The organism is Nocardia sp. CC227C, assembly GCF_030767025.1.
Lineage (GTDB): Bacteria > Actinomycetota > Actinomycetes > Mycobacteriales > Mycobacteriaceae > Nocardia.
This window is the reverse complement of record NZ_JASITE010000009.1, coordinates 139,455-156,298: the sequence shown is the minus strand read 5'-3', so window position 1 is coordinate 156,298 and position 16,844 is coordinate 139,455. Positions and strand designations below refer to the sequence as shown.

At 71.7% G+C, this 16,844-nt stretch carries 18 protein-coding genes; 10 read left to right on the top strand and 8 right to left on the bottom strand.

The window, feature by feature from the left end:
• The first annotated feature begins 220 nt into the window (after nucleotides 1-220).
• Nucleotides 221-1,123: an alpha/beta hydrolase gene (locus QMO76_RS20025; protein WP_306362844.1), complete on the top strand. Its 903-nt coding sequence runs from the start codon at nucleotides 221-223 to the stop codon at nucleotides 1,121-1,123.
• Between the two features lie 42 nt (nucleotides 1,124-1,165).
• On the opposite strand, the gene QMO76_RS20020 is transcribed toward QMO76_RS20025, so the two are convergent.
• Nucleotides 1,166-1,831 (bottom strand): helix-turn-helix domain-containing protein, encoded by a 666-nt coding sequence (locus QMO76_RS20020; RefSeq protein WP_306362843.1) that lies wholly within the window; start codon nucleotides 1,829-1,831, stop codon nucleotides 1,166-1,168.
• Between the two features lie 268 nt (nucleotides 1,832-2,099).
• On the opposite strand from QMO76_RS20020, the gene QMO76_RS20015 reads away from it, so the two are divergent.
• A complete protein-coding gene (locus QMO76_RS20015; RefSeq protein WP_306362842.1) occupies nucleotides 2,100-2,336 on the top strand; it encodes a hypothetical protein in 237 nt (78 codons plus the stop codon).
• A gap of 136 nt (nucleotides 2,337-2,472) precedes the next feature.
• On the opposite strand, the gene QMO76_RS20010 is transcribed toward QMO76_RS20015, so the two are convergent.
• A complete protein-coding gene (locus QMO76_RS20010) occupies nucleotides 2,473-2,649 on the bottom strand; it encodes a hypothetical protein (protein ID WP_372342027.1) in 177 nt (58 codons plus the stop codon).
• Nucleotides 2,650-2,969: 320 nt separating this feature from the next.
• Here QMO76_RS20010 and QMO76_RS20005 point away from each other — a divergent pair, with 320 nt between their 5' ends.
• Nucleotides 2,970-3,311: an NADH-quinone oxidoreductase subunit A gene (locus QMO76_RS20005; protein ID WP_306362841.1), complete on the top strand. Its 342-nt coding sequence runs from the start codon at nucleotides 2,970-2,972 to the stop codon at nucleotides 3,309-3,311.
• Between the two features lie 317 nt (nucleotides 3,312-3,628).
• Here QMO76_RS20005 and QMO76_RS20000 read toward each other — a convergent pair whose 3' ends face one another.
• A complete protein-coding gene (locus QMO76_RS20000) occupies nucleotides 3,629-4,021 on the bottom strand; it encodes a hypothetical protein (RefSeq protein ID WP_306362840.1) in 393 nt (130 codons plus the stop codon).
• 21 nt (nucleotides 4,022-4,042) lie between these two features.
• Between QMO76_RS20000 and QMO76_RS19995 the strand changes: the two genes are divergently transcribed.
• The 7 genes from QMO76_RS19995 (at nucleotide 4,043) to QMO76_RS19965 (ending at nucleotide 12,214) form a co-directional block, all read left to right on the top strand.
• Complete coding sequence (locus tag QMO76_RS19995) at nucleotides 4,043-5,116, top strand: hypothetical protein (RefSeq protein WP_306362839.1); 1,074 nt, start codon at nucleotides 4,043-4,045, stop codon at nucleotides 5,114-5,116.
• On the top strand, nucleotides 5,109-6,032 hold the full coding sequence (locus QMO76_RS19990) for a complex I subunit 1 family protein (RefSeq protein WP_306362838.1): 924 nt from the start codon (nucleotides 5,109-5,111) through the stop codon (nucleotides 6,030-6,032). Before QMO76_RS19995 ends, QMO76_RS19990 begins: the two co-directional genes overlap by 8 nt.
• Before the next feature lie 19 nt (nucleotides 6,033-6,051).
• Nucleotides 6,052-6,615 (top strand): NADH-quinone oxidoreductase subunit J, encoded by a 564-nt coding sequence (locus tag QMO76_RS19985; RefSeq protein WP_306362837.1) that lies wholly within the window; start codon nucleotides 6,052-6,054, stop codon nucleotides 6,613-6,615.
• Nucleotides 6,612-6,914: an NADH-quinone oxidoreductase subunit NuoK gene (nuoK, locus tag QMO76_RS19980; RefSeq protein ID WP_306362836.1), complete on the top strand. Its 303-nt coding sequence runs from the start codon at nucleotides 6,612-6,614 to the stop codon at nucleotides 6,912-6,914. The genes QMO76_RS19985 and nuoK overlap by 4 nt, the downstream gene beginning before the upstream one ends.
• A gap of 4 nt (nucleotides 6,915-6,918) precedes the next feature.
• A complete protein-coding gene (locus QMO76_RS19975) occupies nucleotides 6,919-8,850 on the top strand; it encodes a proton-conducting transporter membrane subunit (RefSeq protein ID WP_306362835.1) in 1,932 nt (643 codons plus the stop codon).
• 411 nt (nucleotides 8,851-9,261) lie between these two features.
• Nucleotides 9,262-10,755, top strand: coding sequence for a NuoM family protein (locus QMO76_RS19970; protein WP_306362834.1), 1,494 nt, complete (start codon nucleotides 9,262-9,264; stop codon nucleotides 10,753-10,755).
• Nucleotides 10,756-10,765: 10 nt separating this feature from the next.
• The gene (locus QMO76_RS19965) at nucleotides 10,766-12,214 is read left to right on the top strand and encodes an NADH-quinone oxidoreductase subunit N (protein WP_306362833.1); all 1,449 of its coding nucleotides are present in this window, start codon (nucleotides 10,766-10,768) and stop codon (nucleotides 12,212-12,214) included.
• 116 nt (nucleotides 12,215-12,330) lie between these two features.
• Here the strand turns inward: QMO76_RS19965 and QMO76_RS19960 are convergent, their stop codons facing one another.
• Genes QMO76_RS19960 through QMO76_RS19940 form a run of 5 tightly spaced genes read right to left on the bottom strand, consistent with a single transcriptional unit; the run spans nucleotide 12,331 to nucleotide 16,844 of the window.
• Nucleotides 12,331-12,951 carry a (2Fe-2S) ferredoxin domain-containing protein gene (locus QMO76_RS19960; RefSeq protein WP_306362832.1) on the bottom strand — a complete coding sequence of 207 codons (621 nt, stop codon included), beginning with the start codon at nucleotides 12,949-12,951 and terminating at the stop codon, nucleotides 12,331-12,333.
• A complete protein-coding gene (locus tag QMO76_RS19955; protein WP_306362831.1) occupies nucleotides 12,948-13,751 on the bottom strand; it encodes an ABC transporter ATP-binding protein in 804 nt (267 codons plus the stop codon). The genes QMO76_RS19960 and QMO76_RS19955 overlap by 4 nt, the downstream gene beginning before the upstream one ends.
• Nucleotides 13,748-14,815, bottom strand: a complete 1,068-nt coding sequence (locus QMO76_RS19950; protein WP_306362830.1) for an iron chelate uptake ABC transporter family permease subunit — start codon at nucleotides 14,813-14,815, stop codon at nucleotides 13,748-13,750. The genes QMO76_RS19955 and QMO76_RS19950 overlap by 4 nt, the downstream gene beginning before the upstream one ends.
• Complete coding sequence (locus QMO76_RS19945; protein WP_306362829.1) at nucleotides 14,812-15,810, bottom strand: iron ABC transporter permease; 999 nt, start codon at nucleotides 15,808-15,810, stop codon at nucleotides 14,812-14,814. The genes QMO76_RS19950 and QMO76_RS19945 overlap by 4 nt, the downstream gene beginning before the upstream one ends.
• Nucleotides 15,807-16,844 (bottom strand): ABC transporter substrate-binding protein, encoded by a 1,038-nt coding sequence (locus QMO76_RS19940; RefSeq protein ID WP_306362828.1) that lies wholly within the window; start codon nucleotides 16,842-16,844, stop codon nucleotides 15,807-15,809. The genes QMO76_RS19945 and QMO76_RS19940 overlap by 4 nt, the downstream gene beginning before the upstream one ends.

Genomic DNA, 16,844 nt, shown 5'->3' with positions numbered 1-16,844 from the left:
AGACTGTCCCGAGCGGCATCGGTAATCAATGACATACCGCTGCCATGGTGCCAATCACCCGATGCCATCGCAAGACGCGCGTCGGATGGCGGTCGGCGGTGGGCGCGCGGATCCGCGACAAGGGCACCCGGAAGTGCCTTCTACCGGCGTCGCGGGTGTGGGGATACCGTCGAATCCGGCGAGAACACAGTGGGTTTCGACAACGATCGGGAGAGCCGACATGACAGTCACGACAGTTCCGTTCACCTTCACCCGCGATGGCGACCGGCTCGTGGGCACGCTGCACCTGCCGCCGGGGGAGCCGACGGCGGTGGTGGTCACGACCGGGCCGCTGACTTCGGTGAAGGAACAGGCGGCGGGGGTGTACGCGGCGGCGATGGCGCGACGCGGTTTCGCCGCGCTTGCCTTCGATCACCGCACCTTCGGTGCGAGCGAGGGGACGCCGCGGCAGTTGGAGGATCCGCTGGGCAAGGCCGCCGATATCGCGGCGGCGGTGTCCGCGCTGGAGCACGATGAGCGGTGTGCGGGCAGAACCGTTGTCGCGCTGGGTGTCTGCGCCGGAGGCGGCTATATGGCGCGGGCGGTCGCCGACGATGCGCGGATCCGTGCCTTCGCCGGGGTCGCGGGAGTCTACCCGGATACCGCCGCCGCGCCGCCGGATCCGGCCGTGATCGAACGCGGTCGCCTGGCCCGGGAACGGCGGCTGGCCACCGGTGCGGCCGAGAGCATTCCGGCGGTCGCGGCCGACAGCGGCGACGTCGCGATGCCGCTGCGCGAGGCGTACGAGTACTACGGCACCGAACGCGGTGCCGTCTCCAACTACACCAATGCCTTCGCCGTCGAATCCTTCGATCACACAGCGGTTTTCGACGCACAAGAGGCCGCCGCCCGCCTGACGGTGCCGTTCCTGCTCGTGCATTCCGAGCACGCCCTGGTACCGTCGTGGGCGCGCGCCTTCTACGCGGCGGTGACCTCACCGAAGACCGAACTGTGGCTGGACTCGGTCGGCCAGATCGACTTCTACGACGATCCCCGGCTGATCGACGCGGCCGCGGACGCTGCGGCCGCGCTGTTCAAGGAGGCGGCGGACCGATCCGACGATCAGGTGCGCAGCGACGTCTGATGCCGGCTGTCGACAGCACGCCGCACGGCGTCCGGCGGCGGGTCATCGCACCGCAGGGCCGCAGGCATGGCTCAGCCTGCGCGCCGCCGCGACCACGACATCGGACAGATATCCGGGTGGCAGCGGAACCAACAGCGCCACCGAAACCGCGCCGACGCAGACACCGTTCGGCAATCGGATGGGGGCCGCGACGCAGCCTGGGCGGGGCAAATCGGTTCGGGCTGTGGTTTTCTCGACCCGAGTGGCGGGGATCGCCGTGGACAGCCGGTGCCATTCGGTGCGGGTCCAGGAGTCCGGAAGTGCCACGCAGGGCGGTCGGAACGCATGGGACTCGCGGCCGGAAGGGCTGCGCGCGATACGGAGCCGGTCGAGGCCCTCGAGACCGCCGAGCCATGACAATTCGGTGAGGAAGGCGAAGATCGGATCCACCCGTTGCCCGCCCCCGAGCCGGGCCATCCGGGGGCCGAGGTGATAGCGGCGATCGGCGCGGCGCACCGCACCCACTCGCGTCAACTGTTCCGCGATCCGGTACGTGGACGACTTCGGCAGGCCACTCGCCCGGGACAGGGCGCTCAGACCGAGCCCGTCCGAGGCCGACACCAGGCTGTCCAACAACGCGAAGGCGCCGCCGAGTACGCCGCGCTCGTGGCCGCCCAACTCGCCACCGGTTGCGCCGGGGTCTGGGGAAGCTGGTGTGGGAAGAGGCATTTCGCACCCCCATATGCGTGACGAACGGTGAAACCAGGCCCTTCCAATCACTGTGACCAGCCTACGATCCGCTGTCTCGGACACACACGGGTAGTGGACTACCCGACTCGCGGGCCCCGTGTGCGTACCCGACGAGCGGTCCGGCGTGCGGACCGCTGCCTTGTCGTACCGGGGACGCTGCCGTTCAATCGGAGGCGGCGCGCGCTCCACAGTCGGCCCGAGCAGCGTGGCTCGGCCGAAATCCCTCGTCCCCGTGGAAGGACACCCCTTGAAACGAACCAGAACAATACGAATCGCGGCCGCGACGACAGCGCTGGCGGCCGCCCTCGCCGTGGGGCCCGGCCTGGCCGCCGCCGCGCCCACGCTGGAGCCCGCGCCCGCCGAGCAGACGCTCACGGGCCAGGACGGCACGCCTGTCGTCTTGGAACTCTTCGGCTACAGCCCGCTGCAGGCGTTCCTCGCCTGTCTGACGACCGGATCGTTCGACATGATCTGTCGGGCCTGACCGGGAGGTTCCGGCCGGACCGAGATAGGCCGGGGTCGGTCCCGCCCAGGGTGGGGCCGACCCCGGGACGACGGCTGACGTGAGCGCGGCTGGCATCCCGTTCGCGCACCGTGGTGACGGTGGGGCGGCCGCTCGGTCAGCCGATGGCGACCGCGGTCGCCACCACCACGAAGACGGCCACCAGCAACAGGGCCGCGGCGATCGTGAGTACGCCGGTCGGTGGGAAATGATGGCGGGTAGGGGGTTCCGGAGCGGAGAGGCCGGAGGTCTGGGAGGTCTCCGGCGGGGGTGGAGCCGGGGGCGATGCCGCCACCCGGTTCGAGATCGGGGGTGCGTTCGGGGTCCGGATCCATGGACACGACTGGCTGACACCTCCTCGTGGGTCGACTGCGGTTCCCGGGGGACACGGGGTGGTCGGGATACACGTAGCTGTGCGTCGGATGCCCGGTATCGGGGGAGCCAGTCCGGATCGGTCGCGGAGACGGGCGGGCGCTGGCGCGGCGCGGCGGTCGCCGTGTGGCCGGGTGTATGCGGGGTACCGTGAGCGGAGATGTTCTCTGGCCGGGGCGCTGACTGTGATACGCGGTCGCGGGATCACGCGGCCGCCGATACACGGACGGGAGGTGATCGGCGGTGGCGCTGCATCTGCTCGTCCTCGTCGGGATCGGGCTGGCGTCCACGGCGGTGCTGTACGCGGCGGCCCGCGCCGTGCGGCCCGCGGCGCAGGTGGAGGTGATGCCCTTCCTGTCCGGCGCGGGCGCGCGCGAGCACGCGGTATCGCGGTACCACGTGCGGTGGTATGCGGTCACCATGCTGTTCCTGGCCTTCGATATGGAAATGGCCTACATGTATCCGTGGGCCGTGGTGGTCGCCGACCTCGGCATGAGCGCGGTGATCGAGATGTTCGGCTTCCTGGCCGTGCTCATGGTCGCGGTGCTCTACGCCTGGCGTGAGGGGGCGCTGCGGTGGACCTGACCGGATGGCTGCGCGGGCGGATGGCCATCGTGCCGCTGCTGGCGGTCGCACCCGGTGGGACGGGGGTGCGGGTCGCCGTCGAATGTGCGGTGCGGGAGCAGGGGTGGCAGTGGGCGGACAGCCCCGCCGCCGCGAACCTGCTGATCGTGGCCGGGCGCGGCGACGCGGAGTTCGAGGACCGCGTCGGGCGCGTCCACGAGTCCATGCCCCTGCCCGCAGTTCGCGTCGACATCCATGAACCAAGCAGCGCCGCAAGTGAACTCGCTTTCGCGAGGAAACGGCTGTTGTCCGGCGCGGGTGGTGCGAGCGTGGGTGGACTACCGCCGCACCACGCCGACATTCACCGCCGTACGGCGTTTGCCCGCGCCGCGCATCCCGTGGTGGGCGGCACATTCGCTCAACCCGCTGACCCCGCCGGATGCGACCGGATGGAGCACAGCGAACGCGCGGCGCACGGTGAAGACGGTACGCGCGGCGAGCACGGTGAACGCGACGAGGGCGGCGAGCATAACGGTCGGGGCGGGGTAAGCCCGCGCGGTGGGAGCGTCGACCGGCGGGACGACCACGATGAGCCTGGGCACGGCGACCACGGCGGGAGCGGCGACGGTGCGGAGCGTGGTCGTCATGAAGAGCAGCGGAGTGATGACCGGCGGGACGACTACCGTGAGCACGCGGATGGCGGGCATGCGGGCCACGGCGGGCCTGGTCATGGTGGGCACGAGCACGGTGGCATGGAGATGCCGGGGGGCTTGGCGATGGCCGAGCGGGCGGCGGATCGGGATGGGCTGACGCTGGACGAGGTGACCGTTTCGCTGGGGCCGGTGCTGGCGTCGTGGCCCGCCGGGTTGGTGGTCACCGCTCGATTGCAGGGCGGGATCGTCACCGGTGCAACGGTTTCCACGCTGGCCGTGCCGGAAGGGGTCGAATCGTTCTGGCTGCAGCCGTGGGCGGGGCGCACCGGGGTGGTGGACGGCGGGCGGGTGCGGCGTCGGTACGCGGCGGCGCGACGGGTGGATTCGGTGGCGATGCTCTCGGCCGTCGCGGGGTGGGGGGATGTCGCGTGGGCCGGGTGGAGGCTGCGTGATCTGCTGCTCACCGACAGGGGCATGGGTGCGGCACGAGGGTCGGAGGCGGGTGTGCGGGCTGCCTGCGGTGATTTCGATGCGGATGAGAAGGCGCTGGGGCACCGGTGGATTCGCCGAATACGGCGATCTCGGACATTGCGGTGGTCGTTGCGTGGCGTGGGCACGGTCGCGGACGGACCGGGGGTGCCGCCCGGCTGTGCCGGAGATACCTGGGATCGCCTCGACGCCCGGCTCGCCGAGATCGGGTGCTTGCTGTCGGGCTCGGGGACGATCGCCTCCGGCATCGACAGGTCGGATCGCGCGCCCGGGGGCCGGGACACCATGGCGACCCCGCGCGATCGCGGATCGGCGGGGCCGGATGAGGCGGCGACGTGGAATCGGCAGCGGGCCGGACGCGATCGGGAGGTGCCGCGGGATCGGCTGGTGGCCGAGGGGGATCGGGAGGCGACGCGGGACCGGAAGCTGGCCGAGCCGGATTGGGACACGGCCGAGGGGGATACGGAGGTGGCCGAGCGGGATCGGGGGTTGGCCGAGCGGGATCGGGCGGCCGGTGGGTGGGCGGCGGAACTTCCCGCGCTGGAAGTGGCGCGCGTGGAATGGATTGTCGCGGTGCTGCCCGAACTGCTCACCGGTGTCACGCTCGCGGAGGCACGGTTGATCGTGGCCGGGGTGGATCCCGATCTGGATGTGCTGGCATCGCGGGAGGTCGGGCGTGGTTGAGCTCGCGCCGTGGTGGCTGGCCGTGCTGGTGCCGGTCGTGGTGTCGGTGATGGCGTGGGGTACCGCGACGGTCGAGGCCGTGCTGCGCGCTCGGGCGGCGGGTGCGCCCGTGGGGGCCGCGGTCGGCGCGCCTTGGCGGGATGCGGTGCTGGGGCTGTCTCAGCAGCGTCGCCGGACCGCGGGTGCGGATGCACTCCTGTGGCGCACCGCCGGAGTCGTCGTGCTGGTGGCCGGGATACTGGCCGCCGCGCTGGTGCCGGTCGGCGGGGCCGTCGTGCTGGACGGTGGGGTGAGCCTGGTCTGGTTCAATGCGCTCGAAGTGGTGGCCTGGGTGGCGGTGTGGTCGGCCGGGTGGGGATCGAATTCGGTATTCGCGCTGGTGGGCGGCTATCGGTTCGTGGCGCAGGGGGTGGCCTACGAACTGCCGCACATGTTCGCGCTGACCTGTGCCGCGGTGGGGGCCGGATCGCTGCGCATCGCCGATATCGTGGCGGCGCAACAGGATCGATGGTTCGTGGTGACCATGCCGGCGGCATTCGCGGTCTATCTGCTGTCGGTGCCCGCCATGGCGTTCACCCGCCCGTTCGACGCGCCGGCGGGATCGGAGATCGCCGGGGGAGTGTTCGCGGAGACGTCGGGACCGGATCGGCTGCTGCTGCGGGTGGCGCGGCGGGTGCTGTTCGTGGCCGCGGCGGCCATGGCGGTGCCGCTGTTCCTCGGCGGCGGTGCCGGGCCGTGGCTGCCGGGCTGGCTGTGGACCCTGGTGAAAACCCTTGCGGTGCTGGCGGTCCTGGTCCGGCTCGGGCGCTCGTGGCCCACGATCCGGATGTCGCGCTATATGGAGGTGGCCTGGCTGGTGCTGCTGCCGCTGACCCTGCTACAGGCCCTGGCGGTGTCGCTCATGGTGACGCTCTGAGACGGGAGGCGACCGGAAGATGATGTCCCACATCCTGTTCTGGGTGTGCGCGGTCGGAGCCGTGGCCGCCGCCGTTGCGGTGTTCCGGGTGGACTCGATGGCGCGGGCCACCTTCGCGCTGCTGCTGTCGTTCCTGTTCGCCGCGGGCACGGTATTCCTGGTGGAGTTGGCCTACCTGGGTGTCCTCGTGGTGCTCATGATGATCATGGAAATGGTGATCATGGTGCTGTTCATGGTCATGTACATGATGAATCCGGCCGGGCTCATGCCGATGAGCATGGTGCACAACAGAATCGGCGCGCTCGTCATCTCGGCCGTCGTCTTCGTCGCGTTGAGCGCCGTGGCCCTGCTGGCCGACTGGCCACGCCGCGAGAGCGCACCGCCCCCCGACCCGACCCGCGCCCTGGGCGAGGCGCTGATGGGCTCGAAGATGCTGGTGATGATCATTGTCGGACTGGTGCTGTTCACCACCATGGTGGCCACGGTGGTGCTGGCCACCCACCGCGGCCGCTACGACCGCTACGGTGACCGGCTCGACCGCAGGATTCCCGACGATCCGGTGGACGGCGGGGTGCGGCCGTGAACCTGCCCGAATTCCTGGTGTTGGCCGCCGCGCTGTTCAGCGTCGGCCTCTACGGCGTGCTCTCCCAGCAGTCCATCGTGATGATCATGATGGGGCTGGAACTCATGATCAACGCCGTGCTCGTCGCCGCCGCCGCGTTCTGGTACTTCGCCTGGCCGAGCGCCGACGCGCAGGTGCTGGTGGTGGTCGCGGTGACGGCCATGGCGGTGGAGATGGCGGCCGGATTCGCCGTGGCCACCGCCGTTTTCCGGGCCCGCGATATCGACACGGTCGATGACGCGACGGATCTGAGGGGGTGAGGCCGTGCTGTGGCCGCTGATCGCCGTGCCCGCGCTGGCCGGTGCCGCCCTGCTGCTGTGCGGCCGCCGCGCCGACCGCCTCGCCCCCGCCGCCGCCCTGGTCGCCGCCGCGCTCACCACGGTGCTCGCGGTGCTGAACGCCGTGGAGCGGGGCGAGGTGTCGGCACCGCTGCTGTCCGGTATCCCGCTGGCGCTCGGCGTGGACGGGCTCTCCGCGGTCATGATCGTGACGGTGGCCGCCATCGTCGTCGCCGTCCTGGTCTTCGCCGCCGGAGATCTCGGCCCCGGGGAGCCGCTGGCCCGATTCCACGGCCTCATGCTGATATTCGCCGCCGCCATGCTGGTCACGGTGACCGCGCGGAACCTGGTCACGCTGCTGCTGGCATGGGAGATCATGGGCGCGGCCTCCTACGCCCTCATCGGATTCCGCCGACACGATTCGCACCGGGTCGCCTCCGGCCTGGTCGCCTTCCTCGCCACCCGCGCCGGGGATCTGGGCCTCTATCTCGCCGCGGGCGCGGTGCTGGCCGGGGGCGCGTCCACGCTCGCACTCGACACCCTGGCCGACACCGGCGGCGGCTGGCGGGATGCGGCGGCCGCCGGAATCCTGCTGGCGGCGTTCGGGAAATCGGCGCAGCTGCCGTTCAGCTTCTGGCTGTCGCGGGCCATGGTGGGCCCCGGTCCGGTGTCGGCGCTGCTGCATTCGGCCACCATGGTGGCGGCGGGCGCATATCTGCTGCTGCGCCTGGAACCCCTGCTCACCGCCACGTCGTGGGCGGGCTCGGTGGCGGCCTGGGGCGGACTGGGGACCGCCGTCGCGCTGGGCGCGGTGGCGGTGTGCCAGAGCGATCTCAAACAACTGCTCGCGGCGTCTACCTGCGCCCAGGTGGGGCTGATGGTGGCGGCCGCGGGCATGGGCGGCGTGGTCGCGGGGACCGGTCATCTGGTGGCGCACGCGGTCACCAAGAGCCTGCTGTTCCTCGGTGCGGGCGCGTGGCTGAGCGCCCTGGGCACCCGGAACCTGACCGGACTGCGCGGTGCCGCCCGCACCTATCCCGTTGTCGGCGTGACGTTCACGATCGGGGCGCTGAGCCTGGCCGAGATGCCGCCGCTGGCGCTGTGGCCGACCAAGGAAGGGGTGCTGGCGGCGGCGCACGAGATATCGACACCGCTGTTCATCGCCGGGTACGCCGCCGCCGTACTCGGTGCGCTGTACGCCGGGCGCGCACTGACACTGGTGTGGTCGCGGCCGGTCGCTGATACCGAAAAGCATTGGGACGAGGAGGAATCCGGATCCCGCCGGGTGAACGCCGCGCAGGCGCTGCCGCTGCCGGTGCTGGCCGCCGCCACCGTGGTGGGCGGTGCGGCGGCCCTGCCCGCGGTCCGCACCGGTTTCGCCGACCTGCTGGGGCTACCGGCACCGGCGATCACCGGGCCGGAACTGCTGCTCTCGGGTGCGGTGGCGGCCGCCGGGGTCGCCGGGGCGGCCGCCGTGCTCCGGTGGCGCGGCGATGTGCCCGCCCCCGCCTCGTTCGCCGGATGGCTCGGCCTGGAATCGGCGGTGCGACGCTTCGTGGCCGCACCGGTACTGGCGGCGGCGCACGCACTGGCTCGATTCGACGATCGGGTGCTCGCCGCCGGGACCCACTCGATCGCGCGGGGCAGCACCGAATTCGCCGGGAGACTCGGCGGTTTCGACGATCGGGCACTGGCCGCGGCGGTGCGCGCGGTCGCCACCGCGGGTCTGGCCGTGGCCCGCGCGACCGCTCACGGCCCGGAGCGCGTCATCGATCGCGGTGTCGGGGCAGCCGCCGCCGGCGCACGCGCGTTGGGCCGGTGGGCACGCCGCCCGGAAACCGGTGCGCTGCACCAGTACTACGCCCAGGCGACAGTGCTCATGGTGCTGATGGCAGCGGTGCTGCTGGTGCTGGCGTGAGGTGGAGCGCGCGGCACGGGTGGATGCCGTTCGGCCGCCGCCCGGCCAGCGGGCGGCGGGTGATCGAACGACATGGACTTCGGGACAGGGGGTGCGGACCGCGCGACCGATATACCGGCGGCTTCGGGTGCCGTGCGCAACCGAAGGCGAAGCCGAGCAGCCGTGGGTCGGGGCGTCCGGAGTGTGGGCGGTGCGGTTCGGCGGGCGTGAGTTCGGGCCCGGCCGTGCGGGTTCGGGCCGAAAGGGCAGCGGACCGCAGCGGCGGGAGGCACGAGTGACGGAGATCGAGACCCGTAAGTGGAGACAGCGGAATGCGCCGCACGGGGGCAGGCGTAGCGGACGGCGGATGTCGGGTGTGGCGGTGAGTTCCCCACGCAGGCACGGGGTGACCGAGACGAGAGGAGGTGCGAGATGATCAGTGTGCTGGTGTTCCTACCGCTGGCGGCGGCGCTGGTCCTGGCGGCGGTACCCCGACTGGGCGATCGTGTCGTCCGCTGGGTGTGGGTGGCGGTGAGTGCGGCCGAGGTCATGCTGGTGGCGGCGCTGTGGTGGTCGTATCGGCGCACTCCGCCCGCACCCGGCGACTTCGCCTTCGAGGAGCGGGCCGCCTGGATTCCGAGCCTGCGCGCGAGCTATCACGTCGGGCTGGACGGATTCAGCCTGCCGCTGGTCGCCATGACCACCGTGCTGTTCCTGGCCTGTGCGGTCTACTCGCTGCGGGAGAACCGGCGGGTGCGCTGGTTCGCGGGGCTGTTCCTCTTTCTGGAGACCGTCTGCCTGGGAGTGTTCGTCTCCCTGGATCTGGTGCTGTTCTTCGTCTTCTTCGACCTGTCGATCGTGGGCATGTACTTCGTGATCAACGGGTGGGGGCACGGGCAGGCACGCCGGGCGGCCTTGCAGTTCTTCCTCTACACCTTCATCGGGTCGCTGGCGCTGCTGCTCGGCTTCATCGTCCTGTACCTGTCCGCCGACCCGCACACCTTCGACATCGTCGAGTTGACCGCCGCGAATCCCCTGGCGGACAACGTGGCACGCGGCGCACTCGCGCTGGCGGCGATCGTGCTCGGGCTGGCCGTCAAGACGCCGACGGTGCCCTTCCACACCTGGTTGCCGCCCGCGCACACCGAGGCGCCGGCCGCCGGTTCGGCCGTGCTCGCCGGTGTGCTGCTGAAACTGGGCACCTACGGTTTCGTCCGCATCGCCATGCCGCTGCTGCCGGAGGCGTGGCGGCGCTTCGCGCTGGCCATGGTGATCGTCGGTGTGGTGAGCGTGCTGTACGGCGCGCTGGTCGCCCTGGCACAGCGGAACTTCAAGCGCATGATCGCCTACACCTCGGTCAATCACATGGGCTATATCCTGCTCGCCCTGGGCGCGGCCGGTCTGCTGGCGGGCAATTCCGAACAGGCTCGCACGCTGGCGATTTCCGGTGCGGTCACGCAGATGGTCAGCCACGGGCTGATCACCGGCGCGCTGTTCCTGATCGCGGGCGTGCTGTACGCGCGACGCGAGACCTACGACCTGGACGCCTACGGCGGTCTCGCCGCGAGCGCCCCGGTGCTGGCGGCGGCCACGGCGGTGGCGTCCATGGCCTCGCTCGGGCTGCCGGGCTTCTCCGGGTTCATTGCCGAATTCCAGGTTTTCCTGGGCTCTTTCGCGCCCGCACCGGTCCTCACCGCCATCGCGCTCACCGGCATTCTGATCACCGCCGCGCTGTTGCTGCGCGCCTATCAGAGCCTCTTCCTGGGACCGCGGCGGGCCGGGGAGTTCACCGATGTCAGCGCGCCGGAGGCGGTGTCGATCATTCCGCTGCTGGCCGGATCGCTCGTCATCGGTGTGACCCCGCGCTTCCTGCTCGACGTGATCGAGCCGTCGGCACGGCTGCTCGGCCTGGTGGTGGAGGGCTGAGGCGGTGGAGGTGACCACGTCCGCGGTCGGAGCAACCGTCGTGCTCGCCGCCAGCGGTGAGATGGGCGCGGATCTGGCGGCGCTCGCCCCGGAGGCGGCGCTGGCCGTCGCCGCGGTGGCGGGGCTGCTGCTCGGTTCGTTTCTGCCGCGCGCCCGGCAGTGGCCGGTGCGATTGCTGGCCGCCGTGGCCGCGCTCACGGCAGTGGTGACGACGATCGCGGTGTGGAACGACCCACCCGCGACCATATTCGAGGGCAGCTACGACGTCGACACGGCGACCAACGCGGTACGCCTGACGGTGGCCGTTTCCCTGCTGCTCCTGCTGGCGCTGTCGATTCCGGGCACCCGGGCCGCCGCCCGCGAATCCGAGTTCGTGGTGCTGCTGACCCTGGCCGGACTCGGCGCGGTACTGCTGGCCGGGGCCGCCGATCTGCTGGTGCTCATCGCCGCGTACCTGCTGGCGAGTATTCCGCTCTACGCCCTCACGGCATTCGACAAGGACGCCGAGGGGGTGGAGGCCGCCCTCAAGTACTACCTGCTCGGCGCGCTGTTCGGCACCACCATGCTGCTCGGCGCGGCCCTGGTGCTCGGCGCGGGCGGAGCGACCACCTATGCGGCGCTGGCCGAGGCCGCGCCGACGGCCCCGCGCGCCGCCCTGGCGGTGGGCGCGGTCGCACTGCTGGGCGCGCTGCTGTTCAAGGCCGGGGCGGTACCGGCGCACTTCTGGGTGCCCGACGTCACCCAGGGCACCCATCCCGCCGTGGCCGCCGTGGTCAGCACCGTGCCGAAACTCGGTGCCATCGTGGCGATCTCGCGATTCGGCACGGTGGTGTCGGCGGACGGGGAGCTGCGCTGGGGGGTGCTGATCGCGGTCATCGCCGCCGCCACCATGACCCTGGGCAACCTCGCCGCCTTCTTCCAGACCGATGTGCGCCGCCTGCTCGCCTACTCCACCATCAGCCAGGCCGGATACCTGCTGGCCGGCGTCGCCGCCGTGGGCCGGTCGGAGTTGGCCGTGCCCGCGATCCTGCTGTATCTGGCCGCCTACGCGGTCACCAATCTCGGTGCCTTCGCGGTGGTGTGCGCGCTGCCCGCCCGGCGCGCCCTCGGTGACTACACCGGGCTGCTGCGGCGTCGACCCGCGCTCGCAACGGCGTTGCTGGTGTGTCTGTTCGGCCTGATCGGCACCCCGCCCACCGGTGTGTTCGTCGGCAAGCTGACCGTCTTCACCGCGGCCTTCGACGCCGGGCTGGGCTGGTTGGCCGTGCTGGCGCTGGTCAATACGGTCGCCAGCGTCTTCTACTACCTGCGCTGGGTGGTTCCGGTCGTGCGCGGCGGCGGCGATATCGAACCGTCCCCGCCGGGCGCGGCCGCCGTCACCGCCTATGCGGCGGCCGTGCTGTCCGTGCTGATCGGGTTGCTCGCCGGACCGGTCTGGGACGCACTGGAATTCGGATAGCGGCTGTGCTGATTGGGCCGCCCGCCGTGCTGATTGGGCTGCCGCCGTGCTGATCGGGGCTGCCCGCCGAGCCGCGCTGGATTTCCCGTAGCGCAGCCGGTGCCGCTGACGAGCGGCTAGCCGACCCGATCCGCCTCGGCGGTCTCCACCGCCGCCCCCGAATGCCACCGCCCGTCGGGGTAGGTGATGTACAGCGGCCCCAGATTGCACGGATGCAGACAGCCGGTCGGGGTGATGAGGGCATCCGGGTGGGTGTCGCGCAGGGTGCGGTGGAGTTCCGCCGCGCCGTAGACGGTGCAGCGGGGGCCGCGGCAGACCAGGATATGGGTGCTGTGCTCGGGGATCTCCGACCAAGCGGGGCTGCGGAAGGCGCGCGGGCTCGCCGTGACGGGGGTACCCGCTTCCTGCTTGCGGGAGCGGATCAGGGCGGCGAAATCCGGTGCGCCGTCGATACTCTCGGTCATGCGGACGTCGAGGTCGCGGTCGCGGGTCTCCTTCCAGTTGGCTACCGCGCGGGCGATCCAGGTCTCCAGATAGCGGTCGCGCGGGACGGCCAGGGGGATGAGGGTGACGGCCGCGTCGTCGGCGGCGGCCGCGTCCAGCACCTCGTGGATGGTCGGCTCACCCTGATCCAGCAGCGCGTAGCCCAGACCGCAGGCGCGGGCCAGGGCGGCAACGGCGGGCAGGTCGACACCGGCGGGAGTGGGGCGGGCGACCAGGATATGACGGCGGGTCATGCGGTACGGACCTTTCGCGCGGCGGGAACCACCAGCGGTGTGCCGGTGGCCGGGTCGTCGATCACGGTGCAGTCGAGGTCGAACACCTCGGCCACCAGGTCGGGCCGCACGATCTCGGTCGGCGCGCCCTGTGCCACCACGCGGCCGTCCTTCACGGCGACGAGGTGATCGGCGTAGCGGGCGGCCAGGTTGAGATCGTGCAGCACCACGACGATGGTGCGCGGCAACAGATTTCGGAGCAGATCCAGCACATCGAGCTGATGGGTCAGATCCAGGAAGGTGGTCGGCTCGTCGAGCAGCATCACCTCCGGGTCCTGGGCCACGGCCAGGGCGACCCACACCCGCTGGCGCTGGCCGCCGGAGAGCTCGTCGAGGGTGCGGTCGGCGAGTTCGAGGGTGTCCGTCGCGGCCATGGCCCGGTGCACCGCGGCCTCGTCGGCGTCGGACCACTGGCGGAACCAGCGCTGGTGCGGATGGCGGCCGCGACCCACCAGTTCGGCGACCGTGATGCCGTCGGGGGCGGTCGGCTGCTGCGGCAGCATGCCGAGTCGGCGGGCCAGGGTGCGGGCGGGCAGCCGCGCGATATCGCCGCCGTCCAGCAGGACCGCGCCCGCCGCGGGCGGTATCAGGCGGGCCAGCCCGCGCAGCAGCGTCGATTTGCCGCAGCCGTTGCGGCCGACGATGACGGTCAGCGCCCCGGCGGGGAAGTCCACGGTGGCGTCGGTGACGGCCGGGGTGTCGCCGTAGGCGAGGGTGAGCGCAGACGTGGTGAGGTGAGCGGTGGTGAGGTGGGCGGTCATCCAGCGTGTCCGATCCGGGTTGCGCGGGCCAGGAGATAGACGAGAACGGGAGCGCCGAGCACGGCGGTCACCACCCCGACCGGGAGTTCGGCGGGAAACAGCATCCGGGCGGCCAGGTCGGCGGTGACCACCAGCAGCGCGCCCGCGGCGGCGGCCGGGACCAGCCCGGCATCGCGCTCGGCGAGCAACCGCCGCACGATCTGCGGTGCGACCAGTGCCACGAAGGCGACGGGTCCGGCGGCCGCCGTGGCCAGGGCGGCCGCCACGGCGGCGAGGACGATGAGGGTGGTGCGGTACGGCGCGCGCCGTCCGGACAGGGTGGCCGCCAGGTCGTCGCCGAGTTCGAGCAGCCGCAGGGTGCGGGCCAGCACCAGCAGCGGCGGCGTCACCGCGGCCAGCGCCGCGACCCCGAGCGCGACATGGCTCCAATCGCGATTGGCGAGGCTGCCCGTCAGCCAGCGGGCGGCGGTGTGCGCCTCGTAGATGTTCGCCCGGGTGAGCACGAAGGAGATGGCCGCCGACAGCATGGCCGTCACGCCGATGCCGACCAGGACGAGCCGGTAGCCGTCCAGACCGTTGGTGGTCGCCACCGCCACGATGATCGCCATGGCCAGCAGCGATCCCGCCAGCGCGCCGCCGACCAGCACCGGACCCGAACCGCCCAGCACCACGCTCACCACCAGCGCGCCGAGCGACGCGCCGGTATTGATTCCGATGATCTCCGGGCTGACCAGCGGATTGGTCGCGATGCGCTGGAGAATCGCGCCGGAGACCGCGAAGGCCGCCCCGACGCAGAGCCCGGTGAGCACGCGCGGCAGCCGATCCCGCACCACCACGTCGTATTCGATGAGGGTGCCGCCCCCGCCGAGTACCCGCAGCACATCGCCGACCGTGAGCGGGAAGTGGCCGACGGTGAGCGACCACGCCGCCACGGCCAGTGCGGCCACCGTGCACAGCGCGGTGAGCAGGGCCGAACGACGTTGTGCGCGCAGGGCAATCCGCCCGCCGGGAGAGCGCAGCAGCACGGTGCCCGACGGCAGCACCGCGGACCGGACGGGCGTCACAGCGTCGCCACCTTCCGGTTGCGGACCAGATAGAGGAAGAACGGCGATCCCGCGAGGGCGGTGATGATGCCGACCTGGATCTCCTGCGGCCGTGCGATCACGCGCCCGAGCACATCCGCCGCCAGCAGCAGCGTCGGGCCGAGCACCGCACACCAGGCCAGGATCCAGCGGTAGTCCTGTCCGGCCAGGGTCCGCGCGATATGCGGGATCGCCAGACCGATGAACGCGACGGGTCCGGCGATGGCCACCGCGGCACCCGCCAGCAGCACCACGGCCGCCGCGCCGCCGGCGCGCACCGTGACGAGCCGGGTGCCGAGGGTGCGTGCCATATCCTCGCCCATGGCGAGCGCGTTGAGCGAGCGCGCCACCGCCACCGCCAACACGGTCCCGACCGCGATGAACGGCGCTACGGCCCAGACGGATTCGAGATCCGCGCGGGTCAGCGAACCCACCACCCAGAACCGGAAGTTGTCGAAGGTGGTGCGGTCCAGCAGCGTGACGGCGGTGGTGACCGAACCGCACAGCGCGGCGCAGGCCGCACCGGCCAGGGCCAGCTTCACCGGGGTGGCTCCGCCGAAGCCGAGCGAGCCCAGCGTGTACACGAATACCGCAGCGACGGCCGCACCGACGAAGGCGAACCAGACGACGCCGCCCGGCGCGCTCAGGCCGAGCACGCCCATGGCGATGACGATCGCCAGCGACGCGCCCGAATTGATGCCGAGCAGTCCGGGCCCGGCCAGCGGATTGCGGGTCAGCCCCTGCATGACGGCTCCGGCCAGGGCGAGCGCGATACCCGCCAGCAGGCCGGCCACCGTGCGGGGCAGCCGGATGTAGCGCACCACCCGGTCGGCATCGGTCCCCCGGAAGTCGGTGAACGCCGCCACCACCTGATCGACGGTGAGCGGATGCGTCCCGACCCGCAGCGAGGCCAGGCAGACCAGTGCGAGCGCGGCGAGGGCCACCGGCATGCCGACGCCGCGAAGACCGCGGGTCACCGCCCGAACAGGTCGGGGTGGATCAACTCGGCGACCAGTTCGGTCGCGTGGGCGATCCGCACCCCCGCCGCCCGGTCGGCGAACAGGAAGGGGTGCACCGCCCCCGCGCGCACCGCGCTCAGATTGGCGAAGGCCGGATTGCCGGTGATGGTGTCGACCTGCGACTGCCCGTCGGCGCGGGTGTAGTCGGCCCGGCAGCACAGGCTGGTCAGAATGATGTCCGGATCGCGGGCGATGATCTCCTCCGCGCCGATCGGCACATTGCGGCGGTCGGTCAGGTCGGCGAAGGCGTTCTCCCCGCCCGCGGCCTCGATGATCCGGGTGACGAAGTCGATGCCGCCCGCGACGGTGTAGGAGCCGTCGTCCTTGGGCGTCACCACCGCGACCCGGGGGCGTTCGGCTCCGGCGACGGCCGCGCGCACCGCCTCGATCCGGTCGCGCAGATCGGTCGCCACCCGGTCGGCGCGTTCGGACACGCCCCACAGCGCTCCGAGATCGCGCAGATCCGCGTACACGTTCTCGAACCGCACGGTCGCGGGGTCGATGGCCTCGTCCGCCAGTCCGTCGGCGCTCGGGCACAGCGGGCTCAGCACCCAGGTGCGCACCCCGAGCTCGTGCAGGCTGGCGCGGGTGCCGACACTGGACTGGGCGGATTTCGCGAATACCCCGTTGTAGCCGGAGAGCACGAAATCGGGCTGCTGGGACAGCAATTCGTCGCGGCTCGGCAGCTTCTCGACATAGGGGACCCGCGCCTGCGCGTCCTGGTATTCGGGCAGCACCGCCGCATCCAGGAAGGCCGTGCCCACCAGCCGGTCGGTGACCCCGAGGGCGTGCGCGATCTCGATGGACGGCTGATAGGCGGCGTAGACGCGTTGCGGTGGGGAATCGACGCCGATGTCGATACCGCAGTTGACGCGCGTGACGGCGGAGTCGCCGAGCGCGCCGTCGCCGGTGGGCGCACCGCACCCGGCGAGTGCGATCGCACCGGCGAGCAGCGCGCCGATGCGCAGGCGCGCGGAAACAAACGTGGTCAA